This is a genomic window from Microcystis sp. BLCC-F210, assembly GCF_042134685.1.
Classification (GTDB): domain Bacteria; phylum Cyanobacteriota; class Cyanobacteriia; order Cyanobacteriales; family Microcystaceae; genus Microcystis; species Microcystis aeruginosa_D.
The window spans coordinates 4,117,246-4,136,747 of the sequence record NZ_CP169647.1 but is presented as its reverse complement, the minus strand read 5'-3'; the positions used below and the strand labels follow the sequence as shown (position 1 = coordinate 4,136,747).

Below are 19,502 nucleotides of genomic sequence, written 5' to 3'. Positions count from 1 at the left end.
TTTTTTATGATAGTCTGTTTTTATATCATATCATAGTGAACAAAATTCACGCTCTAAATTTGGGTTTAAATTATGATAACTACACTCATCGAACGAGAAGCAGAACCAATTTTAATTAGTGACTTAACCTGGAGAGAATTTAAAGCTGTTGAACAGCTAATCGATCGCCCAGGGTTAAGGTTATCTTTTTTAGATGGAGTTTTGGAGATTAGAAAAATGCCAGGGAAAAAACACGAAACTATCAAAAAACGTATTGCTTCCTTAGTAGAAATTTATTTAGAATTTTTGGGATTAGATTTTACTCCTACTGGTTCTGTCACCTTAGAAAATGAATTTGAAAAGGTTAAAAGAGAAGGTGATGAATCCTATGAATTGGGAGCAAATAGAAAACATCCTGATTTAGTGATTGAGGTGGTTGTTAGTAGTGGAGGAATTAATAAACTGGAAGCATACAAACGGTTACAAATTCCTGAAGTTTGGTTTTGGATGAATGATGAGTTATTGTTTTATAGTTTAGGAAATGAGGGTTATGAGGCTGTTAGTAAATCGCAACTTTTACCGAATTTAGATGTAGGTTTATTGATGCGTTGTATTAGTACGGAAAATCATGCTCAAGCACTGCGGGAATTTAGAGGAGGGATAAAAAATATTGAATCAACATAACCATATAAAATGCTGATTTTTTCGCCTATCTAAAGATTATGGGTTAACTTAACAGTTGCAGAATGCCGAGAATTAAATTCTCAATATTCCAGCAAAAGGGAACAAGTTTTTAACCGTTTTATCGCCTCCGTATTATTAGAAGAAAGACGAGCCGGTAATATTCCTGCTTGGCAAGGAATTAGGATTGTAAGAGAAAGAATTTAATAGCGATATGAATCCTTTAAAAGACAGTATTTTTGAGAAAATGCTCTCATTTCATCAACTCAATAACCAATCTAGATGATACTGTAAACATTGCTTGAGGTCGTAGCGTTGCTTGATAGTTTCCCTCGCATTTAAACGCAGATTTTGCCAACCCTGGGGATAATTTAACACTTCATCCACGCGATCGGCTATTTGTTGGGGAGAAAAGAAATCCACTAATAAACCATTTTCCCCATCAGTAATTAATTCTCGCACGGGGGGAGTATCGGAACCAATCACCACGCAACCCATGGCCATAGCCTCTAACATTGACCAAGACAGCACAAAAGGACGGGTAAGATAGATATGGGCCGCCGATGCCTGTAAAACCTGTTTATATTGACCGTAGGGCAGAGAACCGGTAAAATGCACCCGGGATAAATCCAAAGAAAGGCTTTCTAACATCAATTGTTTATAGGTTTTGCCGTCTGGTAGAGTTTTCCCATAAGCGACTCGATCCTCACCGACAATCACCACATGACAGTTAGGCCGACGGGCTAAAATTAGGGAAACAGCCGTCATAAATTGGGGAAAACCGCGATAGGGTTCCATTCCCCGGGTTGCATAGGTGACAATCTCCTTAACACCGGATAAATCTAAACCTATCTCTGGAATCACTAACTGCACATCGGGACGGGGACAGAAATAGTCCGTATCGATGCCATCGTGTAAAACCGTCAGTTTTGAGTGAAATTCCTGGGGAAATTGTTGTTTTTGCCAGATAGTCGGCGATAAACCTCGATCGCAACTGACCAGATCGATGAGGATTGGCGCATTTTTAATTCTAATCCGGGCCTCGGCATCAGCATTAAGGGGATCCGCCGGATCAAAATCAGCATCGGAACCATGGGCATGATAAAACCATTCAAAATAGGCTAAAAACTTAGTTTTCGGGAAAATATCCTTGATAAATAGGCCCGGCCCCCAGCCAGAATGTGCATAGACAATATCGGGATAAAATCCTTGATTTTTCAGTTGTTGGCAAACACCATAAACCGCTTGACCTTGTAAAACCGCACTTTCCAGGGGACGGACATAATGATGGGTTTGGGGAGAAACAGCGCGACTTTCCTTGTAAATAAATTTTTTTACCCCCGCTATCTCTCCCTCTTGCCGGGTAGTGCCGAAAATCACTTGATTTCCGGGGTCTTGAGCCAAAACCGTGCTTAAATGGCGAAATTGGGCGGGAAAATTGGAATGAAGGAATAAAAATTTCATCGCAGATAAACGTTTAGAAAAAGCGATCGCTAATCGTACATTGTCCCTGAAAACGGAGCAGATGATCGCATAATACCAAAGCCATCATCGCTTCCACCATCGGGACGGCCCGGGGTAAAACACAAGGATCATGTCTTCCTTTGGCTGCCAAGGTGGTTTCTTCCCCTCTGCGGGTCACGGTTTTTTGTTCTTTACCGATAGTCGCGGTCGGTTTAAAAGCGATGCGGATAATAATATTTTCACCGTTACTAATTCCCCCTTGGATACCCCCCGAACGATTGCTCGTGGTGCGAATTAACCCGTTATCATCGATAAAATACTCGTCATTGTGTTCGCTGCCGGTTAAGAAGGTTCCCGCGAATCCCGATCCGATTTCAAATCCCTTACTCGCGGGTAAGGACATCATCCCCTTAGCTAAATCGGCTTCTAGCTTATCAAAAACGGGTTCTCCTAGACCTTTCGGCACATTTCTGGCTACACATTCCACCACACCGCCGATCGAGTCTTTATTCAGGCGAATTTGGTCAATCAGGGCGATCATTTTGGCGGCCGTTTCCTCGTTGGGACAACGCACCATATTACTTTCCACCTCGTCGAGGGTGACGGTGTTGGGGTCGATGATTGCCTCAATATCTTTAATTCGCTTCACATAACCGATAATCTCGACATTATAGACAGATTTAAGGATTTTTTTAGCGATCGCTCCTGCGGCCACCCGGCCGATGGTTTCCCGGGCCGAGGATCTGCCTCCTCCTTTCCAGTTGCGAATCCCGTATTTTGCTTCGTAGGTGGCATCCGCGTGGGAAGGTCGGAATTTCTCGGCCATTTCGTTGTAATCTTGCGAGCGAGCATCCTGATTCCGCACTAAAATAGCGATCGGTGTACCGAGGGTTTTACCTTCAAAAACGCCCGAAATTATCTCACAAAGGTCATTTTCCCGACGCGGGGTCACGATTCTGCTTTGTCCCGGTTTGCGACGGTCTAAATCAATTTGAATCTCCTCTTCGGAAATTTCTAAGCGCGGAGGACAACCATCGATAACCACTCCTACCCCACCCCCGTGAGATTCTCCAAAAGTGGAAACCCGAAATAGTCGTCCGAAAGTGTTACCCATAATCTCAATATCTACTAAGCTTCAAGGTTTTATTGTACCTGAGCGGTTATCAGTTATCAGTTATCAGTGATCAGTTATCAGTGATCAGATGTGAGTTTTTAGTGGACAGTCTTAAGTAGAAAATTGCCGTTTTCTTGTCACTGATGCCATTTTTCAAAAGTAATCGCAGAGATGGTTAATTTCCCTTACCCCCACAACCAAAGGGAGAGGGGAGTAAAATGCCGGCTCTCTTATGCTTTGTGTGATAAGTTTAACTTATATAATACCGATCAATCTTTGTGTCCTTTGTGTCTTTGTGGTTCGTTCCATTTGCTCGCCAGCAGAACTGTATTTTAGAATACATTTTACCCACCAAACCCAAGAGAGTAAAATGCCTGCTAGGAATAAAGGAAAATAGTATGATTACTGTTTACTGATCACTGTTCACTGATAACTGAAAGGTCTCCTGCCTTCAGGTTAAGATTCCCAAAAAAAGGCTATTCTTTACCTTATATAGCCTGGCGAAAATTTGATGACTTCCTTGTTGGTTCACACATACCCTTCCCTTGTCAAGGGTATTTTAATTAAACGTTACAAACGCTTTTTTGCCGACATACAACTGGACAACGGAGAATTAATTACGGCCCATTGCGCTAATACCGGACCGATGACAGATGTATGCGTAGAGGGTCAACCGGTTTATCTTTCTCGCAGTGATAACCCGAAGCGAAAATTAGCTTATACCTGGGAGATGATTCAACTGGGGGAAACTTGGGTGGGAGTTAATACCAATCTTCCTAATCAGGTGGTGAAAAATGCCCTGTTGCAAGGAGTTTTTCCCGATTTGGTCAAAAATGACACCGAAGTGCGATCGGAAGTGGCCTACGGTCAAAATAATGGCAGTAGAATTGATTTTCTTTTGACTCATGGCGATAATTCCCTCACCTATATCGAGGTTAAAAATACCACTTGGAATCGGGGAGAAACGGCACTTTTTCCCGATACTGTCACCACGCGAGGACAGAAGCATTTAAACGAATTAATGGCTTTATTGCCCGCAGCGGAAGCGATTATGCTCTACTTTATCAATCGGGGTGATTGTGACCGGTTTGCTCCGGGGGATAGTAAAGATGCTAAATACGGGCAGTTATTGCGTCAAGCAGTGGCTAAAGGAGTCAAGGTTTTACCCTGTCGCTTCCAAGTGACACCCACGGGAATTTATTATTTAGGTTTAGCAGAATTGCAACTGTGAAACCAGTGGTTTAGAGGGGCCAGCAAGTAATACTAAATCCGGTTATTAAAAACTGATGATTTATTCCCCCTTGCCTTTTGCCTGTTGCATGAGTGCCTCTCCTCATAACTAGCCTGTACTCAACGGATTTAGTATAAGCTTTTGACCAAATCCCCTAGACCGCAACTGACCTTGAAAAGCTTAGAGACACAGTTACCTGTGCCTCTAATGGCGATTTTGTCGATACATATTTGGGGTAATTTGTCAAGGTTTTTGATAACTAAATTCCGTGGCGCATTTTCTCTAATTTCTGTTGCACCTGAGCATCGAGAGAATGGAATAAAAAACGCCCTTTGGGACTTTGAGAAGAACTCTGGGATTTTCTCAGACGACGACCGGTTAAATCCACCTCGATTTCCAGACGTTGAGCGGAAATCCACTGGGCCCCATAACCCATAATGGTCATTTTTTGGGCATTATCAGAGGTAGCGACGATAATCCGTCCGATAGCTGGGGCGCGATCGTACCAAAAATCGGCACAGGTTTTCTCAATATAGGTGTCGGCGGTTTGAGCGTGAGCGGTAAAATAAACCGATAAATGGTTAGTGTAGCGTTCTTGGCTGCCGGGGGTATCTTGAAGGTAGGAATCGAAGACGATTTGGGTTTGATAACCCTGATGGTGGGTGTAACCGATTAGGGTTTCAATTAACTTGTCTCGCGCCGGTTCGAGACCGTGGCGATCGCTAATTTTTTTCAGGGACGGCCAAGAGCCGATGACGTTGTAGCCGTCAACCAGCAGAAGGGAACGATCAGAAGAGTTAACCATGGCTTTGAGAGTAATTGGTGTAGCATTAAGGGCAGTTCTAAAAAACAGCATCTTAATGATATTAACAAAAAATTTAAGATTCGACTGCCACACTTGCCAATAATCTCGCTTTTAATTCTAGGGGATTTCCCTGATCCGCTACCTTGCCACCCTCCAACAAAAATGCTCCATCGCTGTAATTCAATTCATCAAGGCGATGCGTCACCCAAAGGGCTGTAATTCCCCGGTTTTTGACCAATTTCTGCACTTGAGAGACTAATTCTAACTGAGTATCCCCATCTAAAAGAGCGGTGGGTTCATCAAAGAGCAAAACCTCGCAATGACGAGCTAAAGCCCCCGCAATGGCGATTCTTTGCTTTTGTCCGCCACTGAGAGCATAGATCGGTCGTTTTTCCATTTCTAATAAATTCACCGCCCCTAGGGATTCCCGCACCCGCGCCCGAATTGCCGGCGTAGATAAACCCTCGGATACCAACCCAAAAGCCACATCTGCTCCCACTGTTGGCATAACTAACTGATGGTCGGGATTTTGAAAAACAAAACCGAGGGGGTTAGGTATCTCTATTTCCCCGCGACTAGGTTTTAATAATCCCGCTAAGAGCCGCAGCAGGGTCGATTTACCGCTGCCATTTGTCCCCAACAACATCCAAAATTCCCCTCTGGGAACTTGCAAAGAGCAGCCATTTAATACTGATTTCCCATTCGGCCAGCTAAACCAGAGATCTTTTACTTTTATAGTCATGAATTATCAGTTATCAGTTATCAGTTATCAGTTATCAGTTAAGTAGGTACGCGTTAAAAGTTGTCAGATCCCCCCGCCTATCGGCGCCCCCCTTATCAAGGGGGGCAGGGGGGATCGAACCTAAAATACATTTTTAATTTAATTATAACCAGCTACTTATCAGTTATCAGTTATCAGTTAAGCTAAGACTTATTTAAACCGCTTATTCTTAATGATCAGCCGAATCTCCTCCAATCCCTTTACTGTTGCCTCTTGCAAGAGTGCCTCTTGCCTCGTCTCAACAAGCAATTTAAATTATAAACAGCTTATCAGTTATCAGTTTTGAGTTTTGAGTTTTGAGTAGAAAGTGTTATGTAGGCGCTTGCCGTTTTCTTGTCACTGATTACTGATTACTGCTCACTGATAACTGATTAAAGAACTATTTTGTGGCTTCAGCGACAAACCCCGGCGCTCTGCCGGTGGAGGCAGCCCCGGATTTTTGTGAAACAATCACCGCACTGATCTGATCGCTTAAAACCGCTACCTTTTTATCGGTTTGCTTTTCGCAGGTTAATTCTAATAATTCGGGATTCGGCGATCGCATAGCGTTAATAATTGTTTGATACAAAGCGTCTGCTGCTGCTTCTTCCTTGCGCTGCACGGAAAGGGGGATGGGCGAGAGTTTCAGGGTAATATCGATCGAATACATAGTTTAGCGTTCCCTTCCAAAAAACAGGTCAAAAACCATTGTATAGCAGGGGTTGGGAAGTCAGTCATCTTGAGGTGAGGCAAGAGTCAACAGGGAAGGGATTGGGGAAGATTCAGCTAATTTTTAAGTGCGAGTGGAGAGTGATTATTCGACCTAATCATAAAATTCGTAACTACCACCTGCCAATTTACAAATATTGACATCGTATTTTTCCACTACATCACCATCAGCAAATTTGGCTTTAAAGTCGTAGTTACAAGTTGTACGCTCATCATTGATATTAATTTCCACCTGCTCTCCAGAGCCTAAAACGTCATCACCTAAAATATCGTTTTCCCAACTTTTAACCCCACTAGGAGAAGCGTAAAATTCTGTCATATTTACCTTGGTTTTATTTTCCAAGGTAAAGGTAATGTCTTCAGCTAAAACTTTTGATGTGCTTCCTAATACACTGGGGATAACTAAACCGGCTACAGTCAGACCCATGAAAAACGCTCTTAGTTGCATAGTTAGTTACAAACCTCTAAAAGTCCAAAGGAATACTTCACAAGTATCTCTTAACAAATAAATGTTTGTCAAGTAAGGATATTTTATATCAGAGTTCTTGCATAATTAATTTTTGAGAGTTAAAAAATGACAAAAACAGGCAGAAAATACCTAAATAGCGCATTTAACTGATTAATGCTTATTCTTAATTCTCCTCACGACCGACTACTGTCCCCTCACCAAACCGAAGATTTTTGATTTTTGCAGGAGGTCTAATGTCTAATCTTCACAGTTGAGCCAATTTTTATCTAATAATTGCGGCTCTTCGGTTTGTGTTATGCAATGGACGGAGGTTATAAGGGATGGAACCCTTATATAGAAAGACGTTTAGCGATTTTTGTCAATTGTTTTTGATCTAGAGCGAATTAATCAATTAAGTCTCTTGCCAGATAAGGATTTAGTCGATTTATGCCCCCCTATCGAACCATACCAAGTAACGAAGAGCCATAATTGCTCTAAAGTGTAAGGACATTCTGGGGAAAAATCGTCAGAAAACCCAGTTTTTTCGTGAACATAATCTAAAGCATCCTGATAGATTATCGGTAATTACTCAGCTAAATAATTATATAAACTTGTCGTTCAATATTTTTTTAATTGAGTGCGAAAACTGATAATTTTTGCTCGCCAGTGATTCCCATTTCGGCTCTTCTCGACTTTGTGTGATAATTTTAGCTTATGGAATCGTGAAATGCTTATCGGGCAACACTTTTAGGACTATTTTGTCGAAAAAACTATCAGTATAGACCTCGTTTCCACACAGAAACCAGAAGAGCCTTTTTTTGGGATTGCAATCTTTCCCGATGAGATAAAAGCAGACCACGGGTGAACTTTTCATAGCACTAAAGCTCTGCAAGAATTATCACTTTAATCGGTGACATTTTCTGTTTCTACTGGTTGAATTTCTGGCATTTCTACTTTAATTAAACTCACTTTAGCACGATAAAGTAGTTTTTCCCCATGACGATAGCCCCGATAACGCACTAGAACAGGTGTACCGATTTCTGCTTGACCATCGATCAATTGATGGATTTGCGGATCATAACTAACATGATCACCGACGCTGTGAATTGGTTGCACTCCCCAGCGCTCTAGTAACTGCATAATCGGTTTAACTAAAGAGAGGATTTTCACCGCTGCTAGGTCAGGATTTTTGCGGGCAACGGCCTCGGCCGTAGGCCATTGCACTAACCAAGATTCGATCGCTTCGATACTTTGACGTTGAAATTCTGCGGCTAATTCGTCTTTTTGCTTGTCTAATTTTTGCTGTAAATTTTGATACTCTTGTTCGAGAATTTTTAATTCCCCTGAATAATCCTCTGTCTTGATCGTCGGAATTTGAAAATGAGCGAGAAGATCGCTAACTGGCAGCTGCAGACCCTTAGCTAACTTCACCAAAGATTCAGAGGATAATTTGGCGATTAAACCATGGCAAACTCTCTGCAATTGCCAAGAAGATAGACCCGATAACTGACTCAATTCTTCCAGATTTTTGCAGCCAATTTCTGCCATTAACTGCTCTAATTTTTGCCGATGATATTTATATAAGGACTCATTCATGGGACTTCTCAGCTTAAGCGATGTGTTTAGCTAAAACGGATTTAGGAGCGCGACGAACTCGACAGAGAATTGTGTCTTTACCGAGACGCTGATGAGCGGCAAAGCGATGGCAACCGGAAAAACCGTAGTAGTTACCATCCACCTCCAAAACATCGATCGGTTCTCGTAATCCCTCCTCAGCGATCGATTGCATCAACTGATTAACTTTTTCGGGATCGGTTTGTCGCGGTAAAGGACGACGAATTTGGGACAGAGGAATGTTTTTAATTTCCATAGTGTCTTCACTATAGCACATTTAGGCTAAACTGAAGATAAGTTAACTCGGTTGCTGATGCACTGGTCTGGCTCGCTACTGGCAGTTTTCTGGCCACAGACAAGATTCTATCACCCAATCCTCTCCTTTTCTGACTATGACTATTCCTCCTATCAATGAAAAAATTATCCGGCAAAATAGCACCAATGCTTCCTATCAGCGCGGTCAATATTATTACGATAGCGGTGCAGTTATTTCTCTTTGGCAACGGGGGCAAAATCTACAAGCTTTAGTGAGTGGTAGTGAGGTTAAACCCTATCGAGTTGCCATAAATTTTAACCAAGAAAACCTTGAGAATGTCTCCTGTTCCTGTCCCTACGATTACGAGGGTTGGTGTAAGCATATTGTGGCGGTTTTATTAACCTGTTCTCGTCAACCAGAATTAATTATCAAAAAAGCCTCTCTAGAGGAGTTATTGACACCGATCGATGAAGGTAAATTAAGAAAATTGCTTAATCATTTAGTGGCTAAACACCCAGAAATTATCGAGACAATTGATAAGTTTTTAGTGCCAGCTACCCCAGTTAATAAAGCGGGAGGGAAGATAACTATTAATGTCAAAGCTTATCGTAATACTGTCCGTAATGAACTGCGGCAATCCCTGCGAGCGATTGAAGAAGATTACTACGAAGAAGATCCAATTTCTGATGAAATTTATGCCCTAGTGGATGAGGCTAAAGATTATTATCAAAAGGGAGAATCAGATAATGCGATCGCTATTTTAGAAGCAATTATTAGCGCCTGTATCGAGGAATGGGATGATTTAGAAGATTACGGTGCTGTTAATGATGATTTAAGTGCTAGAATCGATCGAGTTCTAACTGCAGCAATTTTAAGCAAGGAATTTAATCCCCAAGAAAAGCAAGATTTAAGGGAAAAGATCGAGCAGTGGCAGCATGAATGGAGTGCCGATTTTGAGATGAGTTTAGCAGCCTTACAACAGGGATGGGATGATCCAGTTTTAGAGAAGATTTTACGGGGAGAATCGGCTAATTTTTCAGAAATGTGGTCAGGGAATATCCCCTATTATGCCCAAACATTAACTTCTATTCGCTTAGAAATTTTCGAGCAACAGGAAAAAGATCAGGAGTATTTGAATCTAGCTTTCGCTTCAGGACAAGTGGTAGAATACCTAACTAAGTTAGTCTATCTTGATCGCATTGAGGAAGCGATGGCAGCATCAAAAAACATGATAACTAAAAACGATGAAGCCTTCTTTTTTGCCAAAGCTTTACGGGATGAATCCGCACCAGAATCCGCTCTCATAATTGCCAAGGGTGGTCTAAATTTCCCTGGGAATTATCATTATAAATTAGCTCTCTGGACAAGTGAACTAGCAGAATCTTTAGGGGATATAGATATAGCTTTGGCTGCTAGAATTAAGGCATTTCAAGACCAACCTTCCTTCTCCCATTACCAAAAAATTGAGTCTTTAGCGGGGGAAGATTGGCCCGATTTAAAATTAGATTTGTTAGATTACTTGCGCGAGTTTAGCGGTGGACGTTCCACAGAGGCTAAAATCGATATATTTCTCCACGAAAATTTAGTTAGAGATGCAATTAAAGTCGTTTCTGATAATTCCTATGTGCAGTCTCACCTAATTTGGCGGATAATGGATGCGGCTGCTACCGTCGATCCTAACTGGGTGATCGATCACGCGCGTCCTCCTGCGGAAAAGATACTCGACGAAAAAAAGGCTGATCGCTACGAAGAAGCGATTAAATGGCTGAAAAAAGCTCGTAATGCCTTTTATATGTCGGGAAGACGGGAAGAATGGCAAACTTATCGGGAAAGTTTAATTAAGGAACACGGACGCAAATCGAAATTTATGGGGTTATTTAAACATCAGGATTTACAATGATTTAAGCTTCTAGCCGTCAGTTATCGGCTAAAACCATGCTCTTTTTAGCTTGTAGAGCGGGAATTGTCCTAATCTTAGGCCTAGTGATATTTTGGGGCAAAGTAGAGTATAATGGAAGATTGGTCTAAACTTATCCCCAGACTACTTATACTGAATATTCATTGTCAAAAAATATGACTGAAACTATTCGCTTTTTGATGTGTTCTCCCGATCATTACGATGTGGATTATGTGATTAATCCCTGGATGGAGGGCAACATTCACAAATCTTCCCAGGAAAAAGCTAGGCAACAATGGCAGCAGCTTTATCATATTCTCAAAGATCGGGCGCTCGTGGATTTAGTCCCACCAGAAAAAGGCTGGCCCGACATGGTTTTTACCGCTAATGCAGGTTTAGTTCTGGAAAAAATAGTCGTTCTCAGTCGCTTTTTACACAAAGAAAGACAGGGAGAGGAACCCTATTTTAAACAGTGGTTTGAAGATAACGGTTTTACAGTTCACGAACTGCCCAAAGATTTACCTTTTGAAGGTGCAGGAGACGCATTATTAGATCGGGAAGGACGCTGGTTATGGGCAGGATATGGCTTTAGAACTGAGTTAGATTCTCACCCTTTAATCGCTAAATGGCTCGATATTGAGGTTTTATCCTTACGTTTAATCGATGAACGTTTCTATCACCTTGATACCTGTTTTTGTCCCCTTAGTGGCGGTTATCTACTCTACTATCCTGATGCTTTTGATGCCTATTCTAATCGGTTAATTGAGTTAAAAATTCCCGAAGAAAAACGCATTATCGTTGAAGAAGCAGATGCGGTTAACTTTGCTTGTAATGCTGTGAATATCGGTCAAGTAATCGTCATGAATAAAATTAGTGACGATTTACAACATAAGTTAGCGTCAAAAGGCTTTGAAGTGGTACAAACTCCCCTGACAGAGTTCTTAAAAGCAGGGGGAGCCGCTAAATGTTTAACCCTGCGTACCACAGAACCCTTAATTCCAGACCATCACGCTAATGTCACCATTGAAAGTCGCATTCTCCAGCTAGAAGGTCATCTGCTCGACGCGGGAATTATGAATAAAGCTCTCGATGTTGTGGTGGGAAATGGGGGCAGCTTCAAGGTTTTAAACTTCACCTTAGGGATTGAGCGCCAAAGTACCTCCTCGGCCGAAGTGCGGGTTTCTGCACCCTCTCACGAGGTAATGGAGGAGATCATGGTACAATTGATCGACCTCGGTGCGGCCGCTCGTCCCCAAGAAATCTGTGATGTCAATACCGCAGTGGTGGCACAAGATGGGGTCGCTCCCGATGATTTTTATGTCAGCACCATCTATCCCACGGAAGTGCGGGTTAACTGTGAATGGGTGCGGGTGGAAAATCAACGCATGGATGCAGCCATCGTCGTCACTGAAAGTCCGGAAGGCAAAACGGCAAAATGTACTCTGCTGCGGGATTTAAAAGCTGGCGATCGCGTTATGGTGGGAGTTGAGGGCATCCGTACTATCCGACAGGCGGAATCCAGGGAACAACGCAACAGCACTCAGGAATTTACCTTTATGGGTGCGGGGGTTTCCAGCGAGCGCCGAGTCGAGTTAACCGTCGAGCAGATTGCCTGGGAAATGCGTAAAATTCGCGACCAGGGCGGTAAAGTGGTGGTAACGGCAGGTCCGGTGGTCATTCACACTGGAGGAGCGCAACATCTCTCCCGTTTAATCCGCGATGGTTACGTTCACGCTTTACTGGGGGGAAATGCGATCGCAGTTCACGACATGGAACAGGCGATCATGGGTACTTCTTTAGGGGTGGATATGCAGAAAGGCATCCCGGTGCGCGGTGGCCATCGTCACCACCTCAAGATTATCAACCTCATCCGTCGCCACGGCAGCATCGCTAAAGCTGTATCGGCCGGGGTATTGACAAAAGGCGTAATGTATGAATGCGTCAAGAATAATATCCCCTTCAGTTTGGCCGGTTCAATTCGCGATGATGGTCCGCTTCCGGATACGGAGATGGATTTAATTAAAGCACAGGAAGAATATTCCCGCTTAATTCAAGGTGCAGACATGATTCTCATGCTCTCTAGTATGCTCCATTCCATCGGTGTGGGCAATATGACACCGGCGGGGGTGAAAATGGTCTGTGTTGATATTAACCCGGCCGTGGTGACAAAATTAAGCGATCGAGGTTCCGTAGAATCCGTCGGTATTGTCACCGATGTGGGTTTATTCCTGAGTCTGTTAACCCAACAGTTGGATAAGTTAACCCGTCCCTTGGTAGAAACGGTTTAAAACCAATACTCTAAAACATAAAACTTATGAGCTTTGGGGGTATTTAAACCCCCTTTTTTGGGACTATTAACCCCTATCTCTATAGGTGAGTTAGCAATGGGTAACTAGAATAATAAAGGAGAACCATTGCCGAAAAACGAGAACGCTATGCCAGAAGAAACCATTTGGATTATCACCGCAGAAGATACCCCCGTCACCGTCGATAAAGATGCCAAAGGAAACGACACCTATGACAATCCCTGGGACACGAGGAAAACTATCACCGAAGCTGCGACTCGTGGCGTAAAAGTGAGCATAGAGAAGCTAGAGACAGAACTTTCCCATTTTCTCCAGCTTATCGGCAAAGTCTTCAATCAAGCACAGAAACAGGTCAACCAACAAACCGGTTTTAAACTCGACGAAGTAGAGCTTTGCGTAGAGATTACCGGGGAGGGTGAAGTAAAATTGTTAGGGACGGGGATTAAGACCGGCACTAAAGGCGGATTAACCCTAAAATTCAAGCGAGACGAGAAAAACACACCGACTGCGGACTAATGGCGAACTGGGCATTTATCATCGGCATTACAGCCTATAAACAGGGACACTTTAACAAGCTAGATTGCGCCATCGAAGACGCGAAGGCTATGTTTCGCTATTGTAAAGAAGAAGCCAAGTTTGACGAAGTTTTCCTCTTTACCGATGATTCTGACCCCATTAAAACGCCTAGCGGTACTTTTCTAGAAACGAAACCCACCGCCACAAATTTAAAAATCTTCCTCCATGAATTTTTCGAGTCCCCGCAGTTGGAGACGGGGGATAACTTCTGGTTTTTCTTCAGTGGCCACGGATTACGACATCAGGAACAGGATTACCTCGTTCCCCACGATGGACACTCCCAATTGCTCCCAGATACCACCATTTCTCTCACCTATCTCACCCAACGCTTACGCAAATGCGGCGCGGATAATATCATTCTGTTGTTGGACTCTTGCCGGAACGAGATGCGATTCGGCAATAAATCCGCGGGAGGAAAACCCCAACAGGGAGTGATTACCATCGCTTCCTGTAGTCCGGGGGAAGAATCCTATCAAATTCCCGCTTTGGGAATGAGTTCGTTTACCTACGCGCTTCTGGAGGCTTTGCGAATTGAGGGGGAAAGGAATTGCGCGACAGTGGAGAGACTTTGTAATCATCTATTCCATCGAGTTCCGGAAATCAACCGACAATACAACAAACCCCCGCAGACTCCCCACTCCACCGTCGAACCAAACTACAAGAATCATCTGATTCTGTTACCGAAACAAGCAACTATCACCGATATCGCGTTACTGCGAGAGGAAGCGTTAGATTTAGAAGGTGACGGGAGACTAGAAGAAGCAAAACAGTTAATGAGGCGAGTATTAGCCTTAGACCCCACGAATCCGAAGGTTTTAAAAGTTTATGACCGGATTACCCTGAAACTAGCACAACAACCCGTCCCACCTTCCCCTAAAACGGAACCGATAAATGGCGAGTCGGCGAAAACGATAACAGAAACCCCGAAACCCGCAGCACCGAAACTGGAAGAAATCGAACTTAAAAGTGCCAAAGGAATCGATTATCGGAACTTAGAAGATTTATTAAAACGGCAGCAATGGAAGCAAGCGGACGATGAAACCGCGACAGTGATGCTACAGGCTGCCAATCGAACAAAAGAAGGATGGCTACAGGTAGAGGATATGGATAATTTCCCCTGCGAAGATTTGCGAACCATTGACCAATTATGGGTTAAATATAGTGGCGGTCGCTTCGGGTTTTCCGTGCAGGCGAAAATCTACCGCGAACTCGGTGGGACGCGGCAGTATAATAGAAGAGTTTGGGACGCTTTCGGAGATAGAGTAGGCTGGCGAGTGAATAATAGCTGGATATTCTACAATGATGTTACTTTTGACCTAAAAGCACCCCTAGGACACCTCCCAGGACAGCAAATTTTATTGGGAGGACCTTGGAGGGTAGGAGAGGCTTGTCGTTCTATCTTCTCTCGCGTCGAGACTTGTAAAATGTAACATATAAAGGTTACAGTGCTTAAGGTGGGTTAGAGAAGCGTAACCCACCACCCTCCTATCCTGTAAAATAGGGATAACAAAACTGGCACAATTCTAGGAGAAGATATTTGCCGACTCAAAAACAGAAAGATACCGCTATCTTTATTTGTCAATTGCTGTCTAATCTCTACCAACCGATATACCTATTCCGCTATGATAGCCGACTCAAAATTATTTATATTTTAGCGGGAACCAATGAAGACATCAGCATTTTAATCGATGAACAGGGAAATTGGAACTTTGAATTATGAAAAAATCACCTTCGGAAATGACTAACGCAGAACTCCGTCAGTATCTTTCGGAACATCGAAACGAAGAAGCTATTTTTAGTGAAGCACTAGAAGTATTATTAAGCCGAAAAAAAGACAGTTTTAAATATCCCGCACCTCAAACGATGTCCTATAAAGAAATAGAAACGATTTTCAAGGAAAAATTAAATCAAATAATTGAGGAATAGAAATCGTGTGTTATGCGATTATTATCGAAAAAGCTGAAAATAACTATTCCGCTTATGTTCCCGATTTACCCGGTTGTGTTACTACTGGTAAAACCCTAGAGGAAATCACAGAAAATATGAAAGAAGCAATTCAATTTCATCTGGATGGATTACAAGAGGAAGGGCTGCCAATTCCCCAACCAGCCACCTATTGCCAGTATATCGAAGCGTAACCGATCACCTGCATCCTGTCCGCGACTTTTATCTGTTAACATGGAACTGTAAACATATTACTAATGCTCAAATTCAGAAAAAACTTCTCAATATATGCGCGGATTTCGGCTACAAATTACCGCTAATCTGTACACCTTACGAGTTAATGGGAGAATGAGCTATGTGGGAAGATGAAATACTCGAAGAAATTCATAAAATTAGAGAAGAACACGCCAAGTCTTTCAACTACGATATAAAAGCGATTTGCGCTGATTGGAGGGAGAGACAAGGGAAAAGTGGTAGAAAATTAGTTCGGTTAAATACCGCCCAAAACATGACAAAAAATAGCGAAAATGATACTATTGAGAGAACCAAATGCTAGAAATTAACAAAAGCTATGTATTAGACAAAGATAAAAAGCCGATTGCCGTTCAGATTTCCATTGCTGAATTTGAAAAAATCGAAGAAATCCTAGAGGATTACGGACTAGGAAAACTCATCGAAGAAGTTGAAAATGATCAAATCCTAGACAAAGAAAAAGCCTGGCAATACTGCCCGCATATACTGTAAAATCTATTTTATAGAAGTCTATAAAGAAATTGGCTAAATTACAATATAAATGCCTTATTTAAATCCCAATGCGACAATCCCACCAGCTAAATTAACCCGGTATTTGCTAGTTTTACAACCCAAAGATGATAAATCAGGCTTTCTGGCACAAGCAGGATATAATTTAGACAACTGGCAGGTATTAGAACAAGATTTAAGACGTATTCTTCTCAACGAGGCCACCTTAAATAAACAAACAAAGTTCGGTGATATTTATGAAATTAAAGGACTTTTACAAGGGGTGAACGGGATAAACTTACGAGTCTCTACTTATTGGATTATCGACTCACTTACGAAAGAAACAAGATTTGTGACTTTATTACCAGATTAAAAGAGTTAGACTATGAAATTTGATATGTTTTCCGAAGTTCAATTAACCGAAGATTTGCCAGAATCTAATTTGTCTCGTGGCACTCACGCGATTATCGTGGATTATTGTCCTCGACCCGAAGGCCAAGAGGATGGCTATGTTTTAGAAGTGTTAAATAATCAGGGAAAAGCCTATACAGTTATCGCTGTAGAAGTTTCCAAGATTGAATCAATTCAAAATCTTAAACAGGATGAATTGCAAATTATATAATTCTGTTATTCTTAGTGGATTTAATCCCCCATCCTAGCAATGGCGAAATGGGAGCAATTTTAGAAGTTTTTAACGCTCTCGGTGAGTCAATTTCAGTAGTAACCTTTGGGGTGGTTGGGTTTCGCTTAAACAATCGAATTGAGCCATTTTCGACCCAGTATTGTTTCGCTCAACCCAACCTACAATAATTGCTTATATTAATTTCTGATTAATTGCCAATTCATTGCCGACACAAGAGTTAAAGCGATAACAATTCATTGCTGTATGTAACAATATAAGAGGAGTGCGATCGCTGATCTTGTAGGGTGCGAAAACGCGCGTGTAACGCACCGCTAATGTTTGGGATAAAATGGAGAAGTTTCAATGCGATCAAGTCCAAGTGCGATTGCTCTGAGAAATGATCGAGGTCAAGCATGACAGTGCAATAACTTCGTTACAGAGATAGGATAGTAGAATAGAGGGGGCTACCATACCGCTGCTTCAGGCTTTGATTTAGTCTTGTCGATCAGTTATTATCATGAAAGAAAAAGTGTACTTGGATTCCACGGTTCCGAGTTATTACTTTGATGAGCGTGAAGCTCTAAAAACTTTTACCGAAATCACAAGGAAGTGGTGGTCGGAGATGTCCAGTTATTATGATTTATATATTTCGGATGCCGTGCTTCAAGAACTAACCAACGGAAACTATCCGCGTAAAGCTGAAATTATTCATTTGGTTTCGAGGATTCCTTTACTACCGCCGACTTCTGCTCTTGAACAAGTTGTCGAGTTTTATCTTGCCTATGCCAGCTATTTCGACATTCAATATCTCGTTACTTGGAATTGCAACCACCTAGCGAATGCTAACAAACGGAAGCATATTCGCGTTATCAATGCCCGCCTTGGTTTGTCAACACCTGAAATTGTCACACCACTTGAACTATTCAAAGAGGAGAATAACTTATGATCCACTCAGAGATTTTGCAAGAAAAAGATAAAACTCAAACAAGATTATCGGAGGAATGCACGTCTATCCATGACTATTTAGTTAAGTCTCGCATTGCTGCGGAAAAGGCTGCGGAATCCTACGGGTTTACTCTCAAGTATGCTGAAGAAATTCATAAAATTCGAGAAGAACACACCAAAGCTTTCAACGCCAACACAACAGCCTCTTAGGTTGGCTTGAGCGAAACGCTATAGATTAATTCTGATTAATTGCCAATTCATTGCCAACACAAGAGTTAAAGCGATAATGATTCATGGCTGTATGTAACAATACAGAATAAGTTTATCTCAGGAGTTCCACAGTGATTAAAGAGCTAGACCGTATTACTGTTAATCCACAAATATGTCTTGGACAGCCAACGATTCGAGGAATGCGTATCACTGTGGGATTTGTTCTGAAACTGTTGGCTAGTCAGTTATCTATTCAGGAAGTCTTAGAGGCTTATCCAGAGTTAGAAGAGGAAGATATTCGTCAGGCTATTAATTATGCAGCTTGGGCTGTATCCGATTATATCGTTAGCTTCACTTCGGCATGATTTCTTATTCCGAGGCTCTGCCTTAGAACACCATATCTAAGGCTCTACCTTAAACCAGTATTCAGGTAGAAACTGAAGGGAGCGTTCCCCGGTAGAATATGGGAACGGGATAAAATTGTCAAATCCATATCTTCTCGTGAATCGATTAAAATATAGTTATTAGTTAATATCCATCTCACAACAATTTAAATCATGAAAGGTATTCAGTATATTGTCGATGAAACAGGAGAAAAAACAGCAGTTGTTATCGATCTAAAAGAATGGGGTCAACTGTGGAATGAGTTTTATCAAAATTTACTCGATCGCTATCCGGTAAACGAAGACTGGATAAATCGATCGCCTTTTCGAGAAAAATTAGATCAAGCTCTGACATGGAATGCTAATCATCCACCGCAGTTATCAGATCTAGAATCCCTAGAGAGCAAACTCGAAAATCATGAGTAAGGTTTTACTTGATCTGAACAACCCAATTTTTCAGCGAGATTTATTCAATTTATCCAAAAGTGAAGCATCATCCGCTCTGAAAACTTTCAGGAAAATTTCTCAACTAACTTGGGAGCAGTTATATCAAGATCAAGGATTAAAATGGGAGAAGATTAATTCTAAAAAAGGTCAAAAAGGAGAAAACTTGTACAGTTTTAGAATCACGCAAAAATGTAGAGCAATTGCCGCTAGAGAAGGTGATTATTTACGAATACTTTCTTTACATTCCGATCACGATTCAGCTTATCAATAATAATCTAGAGAACTTTTAGAGGAACTCCAAATGCTAGAAATTACCAAAAGCTATGTATTAGACAAGGATCAAAAGCCGA

26 protein-coding genes and 1 pseudogene are annotated in these 19,502 nt (G+C 42.0%); 18 read left to right on the top strand and 9 right to left on the bottom strand.

The window, feature by feature from the left end:
* Window positions 1-72: 72 nt before the first annotated feature.
* The gene (locus tag ACE3JL_RS20135; protein ID WP_375328223.1) at window positions 73-663 is read left to right on the top strand and encodes a Uma2 family endonuclease; all 591 of its coding nucleotides are present in this window, start codon (window positions 73-75) and stop codon (window positions 661-663) included.
* 258 nt (window positions 664-921) lie between these two features.
* On the opposite strand, the gene ACE3JL_RS20130 is transcribed toward ACE3JL_RS20135, so the two are convergent.
* Window positions 922-2,124, bottom strand: coding sequence for a glycosyltransferase family 4 protein (locus ACE3JL_RS20130; RefSeq protein ID WP_375328222.1), 1,203 nt, complete (start codon window positions 2,122-2,124; stop codon window positions 922-924).
* Between the two features lie 13 nt (window positions 2,125-2,137).
* Window positions 2,138-3,238: a chorismate synthase gene (gene aroC / locus ACE3JL_RS20125; RefSeq protein WP_271989305.1), complete on the bottom strand. Its 1,101-nt coding sequence runs from the start codon at window positions 3,236-3,238 to the stop codon at window positions 2,138-2,140.
* A gap of 511 nt (window positions 3,239-3,749) precedes the next feature.
* Here aroC and sfsA point away from each other — a divergent pair.
* The gene (gene sfsA / locus ACE3JL_RS20120) at window positions 3,750-4,469 is read left to right on the top strand and encodes a DNA/RNA nuclease SfsA (protein ID WP_375328221.1); all 720 of its coding nucleotides are present in this window, start codon (window positions 3,750-3,752) and stop codon (window positions 4,467-4,469) included.
* 259 nt (window positions 4,470-4,728) lie between these two features.
* On the opposite strand, the gene ACE3JL_RS20115 is transcribed toward sfsA, so the two are convergent.
* The 7 genes and pseudogenes from ACE3JL_RS20115 to ACE3JL_RS20085 all read right to left on the bottom strand — a co-directional run bounded on the left by ACE3JL_RS20115 (window position 4,729) and on the right by ACE3JL_RS20085 (window position 9,102).
* On the bottom strand, window positions 4,729-5,274 hold the full coding sequence (locus tag ACE3JL_RS20115) for an NYN domain-containing protein (protein ID WP_271989308.1): 546 nt from the start codon (window positions 5,272-5,274) through the stop codon (window positions 4,729-4,731).
* 73 nt (window positions 5,275-5,347) lie between these two features.
* Complete coding sequence (locus ACE3JL_RS20110) at window positions 5,348-6,016, bottom strand: energy-coupling factor ABC transporter ATP-binding protein (RefSeq protein ID WP_271989310.1); 669 nt, start codon at window positions 6,014-6,016, stop codon at window positions 5,348-5,350.
* A gap of 418 nt (window positions 6,017-6,434) precedes the next feature.
* On the bottom strand, window positions 6,435-6,704 hold the full coding sequence (locus tag ACE3JL_RS20105) for a hypothetical protein (protein WP_271989312.1): 270 nt from the start codon (window positions 6,702-6,704) through the stop codon (window positions 6,435-6,437).
* Window positions 6,705-6,857: 153 nt separating this feature from the next.
* Window positions 6,858-7,211 carry a hypothetical protein gene (locus ACE3JL_RS20100; protein ID WP_271989314.1) on the bottom strand — a complete coding sequence of 118 codons (354 nt, stop codon included), beginning with the start codon at window positions 7,209-7,211 and terminating at the stop codon, window positions 6,858-6,860.
* Between the two features lie 465 nt (window positions 7,212-7,676).
* Window positions 7,677-7,901, bottom strand: a pseudogene (locus tag ACE3JL_RS20095) (DUF29 family protein); the annotation flags it as partial.
* 213 nt (window positions 7,902-8,114) lie between these two features.
* Window positions 8,115-8,807 carry a helix-turn-helix domain-containing protein gene (locus ACE3JL_RS20090; protein WP_271989315.1) on the bottom strand — a complete coding sequence of 231 codons (693 nt, stop codon included), beginning with the start codon at window positions 8,805-8,807 and terminating at the stop codon, window positions 8,115-8,117.
* Window positions 8,808-8,820: 13 nt separating this feature from the next.
* Window positions 8,821-9,102, bottom strand: a complete 282-nt coding sequence (locus ACE3JL_RS20085; RefSeq protein ID WP_271989316.1) for a sulfiredoxin — start codon at window positions 9,100-9,102, stop codon at window positions 8,821-8,823.
* A 115-nt stretch (window positions 9,103-9,217) separates the two neighbouring features.
* Here ACE3JL_RS20085 and ACE3JL_RS20080 point away from each other — a divergent pair, with 115 nt between their 5' ends.
* The 16 genes from ACE3JL_RS20080 to ACE3JL_RS20005 all read left to right on the top strand — a co-directional run bounded on the left by ACE3JL_RS20080 (window position 9,218) and on the right by ACE3JL_RS20005 (window position 19,423).
* A complete protein-coding gene (locus tag ACE3JL_RS20080) occupies window positions 9,218-10,981 on the top strand; it encodes an SWIM zinc finger domain-containing protein (RefSeq protein ID WP_375328220.1) in 1,764 nt (587 codons plus the stop codon).
* Window positions 10,982-11,154: 173 nt separating this feature from the next.
* Window positions 11,155-13,266: a TIGR00300 family protein gene (locus ACE3JL_RS20075; RefSeq protein ID WP_375328219.1), complete on the top strand. Its 2,112-nt coding sequence runs from the start codon at window positions 11,155-11,157 to the stop codon at window positions 13,264-13,266.
* A gap of 147 nt (window positions 13,267-13,413) precedes the next feature.
* Window positions 13,414-13,800 (top strand): hypothetical protein, encoded by a 387-nt coding sequence (locus ACE3JL_RS20070; protein ID WP_375328218.1) that lies wholly within the window; start codon window positions 13,414-13,416, stop codon window positions 13,798-13,800.
* Window positions 13,800-15,290, top strand: a complete 1,491-nt coding sequence (locus tag ACE3JL_RS20065; protein ID WP_375328217.1) for a GUN4 domain-containing protein — start codon at window positions 13,800-13,802, stop codon at window positions 15,288-15,290. Before ACE3JL_RS20070 ends, ACE3JL_RS20065 begins: the two co-directional genes overlap by 1 nt.
* A gap of 107 nt (window positions 15,291-15,397) precedes the next feature.
* Window positions 15,398-15,580 carry a DUF6888 family protein gene (locus tag ACE3JL_RS20060; protein WP_149989498.1) on the top strand — a complete coding sequence of 61 codons (183 nt, stop codon included), beginning with the start codon at window positions 15,398-15,400 and terminating at the stop codon, window positions 15,578-15,580.
* On the top strand, window positions 15,577-15,786 hold the full coding sequence (locus ACE3JL_RS20055) for a DUF6887 family protein (RefSeq protein ID WP_149989501.1): 210 nt from the start codon (window positions 15,577-15,579) through the stop codon (window positions 15,784-15,786). Before ACE3JL_RS20060 ends, ACE3JL_RS20055 begins: the two co-directional genes overlap by 4 nt.
* Window positions 15,787-15,791: 5 nt before the next feature.
* Window positions 15,792-15,998, top strand: a complete 207-nt coding sequence (locus ACE3JL_RS20050) for a type II toxin-antitoxin system HicB family antitoxin (protein ID WP_061433427.1) — start codon at window positions 15,792-15,794, stop codon at window positions 15,996-15,998.
* Between the two features lie 161 nt (window positions 15,999-16,159).
* Window positions 16,160-16,360, top strand: a complete 201-nt coding sequence (locus ACE3JL_RS20045; RefSeq protein ID WP_002743272.1) for a hypothetical protein — start codon at window positions 16,160-16,162, stop codon at window positions 16,358-16,360.
* Window positions 16,354-16,548, top strand: a complete 195-nt coding sequence (locus tag ACE3JL_RS20040) for a hypothetical protein (RefSeq protein ID WP_375328216.1) — start codon at window positions 16,354-16,356, stop codon at window positions 16,546-16,548. Before ACE3JL_RS20045 ends, ACE3JL_RS20040 begins: the two co-directional genes overlap by 7 nt.
* Before the next feature lie 49 nt (window positions 16,549-16,597).
* Complete coding sequence (locus ACE3JL_RS20035; protein WP_024968524.1) at window positions 16,598-16,918, top strand: DUF6883 domain-containing protein; 321 nt, start codon at window positions 16,598-16,600, stop codon at window positions 16,916-16,918.
* Between the two features lie 12 nt (window positions 16,919-16,930).
* Window positions 16,931-17,167: a DUF4926 domain-containing protein gene (locus ACE3JL_RS20030; protein WP_002743276.1), complete on the top strand. Its 237-nt coding sequence runs from the start codon at window positions 16,931-16,933 to the stop codon at window positions 17,165-17,167.
* Between the two features lie 517 nt (window positions 17,168-17,684).
* A complete protein-coding gene (locus ACE3JL_RS20025) occupies window positions 17,685-18,113 on the top strand; it encodes a hypothetical protein (protein ID WP_008198370.1) in 429 nt (142 codons plus the stop codon).
* The gene (locus tag ACE3JL_RS20020) at window positions 18,110-18,322 is read left to right on the top strand and encodes a hypothetical protein (protein WP_004158042.1); all 213 of its coding nucleotides are present in this window, start codon (window positions 18,110-18,112) and stop codon (window positions 18,320-18,322) included. Before ACE3JL_RS20025 ends, ACE3JL_RS20020 begins: the two co-directional genes overlap by 4 nt.
* Window positions 18,323-18,453: 131 nt before the next feature.
* Window positions 18,454-18,687: a DUF433 domain-containing protein gene (locus ACE3JL_RS20015; RefSeq protein ID WP_008198375.1), complete on the top strand. Its 234-nt coding sequence runs from the start codon at window positions 18,454-18,456 to the stop codon at window positions 18,685-18,687.
* Window positions 18,688-18,879: 192 nt separating this feature from the next.
* Window positions 18,880-19,131: a hypothetical protein gene (locus ACE3JL_RS20010; protein ID WP_271989326.1), complete on the top strand. Its 252-nt coding sequence runs from the start codon at window positions 18,880-18,882 to the stop codon at window positions 19,129-19,131.
* Entirely contained in the window at window positions 19,124-19,423 is a 300-nt protein-coding gene (locus tag ACE3JL_RS20005) for a hypothetical protein (RefSeq protein ID WP_271989328.1), read from the top strand. Before ACE3JL_RS20010 ends, ACE3JL_RS20005 begins: the two co-directional genes overlap by 8 nt.
* Window positions 19,424-19,502: the final 79 nt, after the last annotated feature.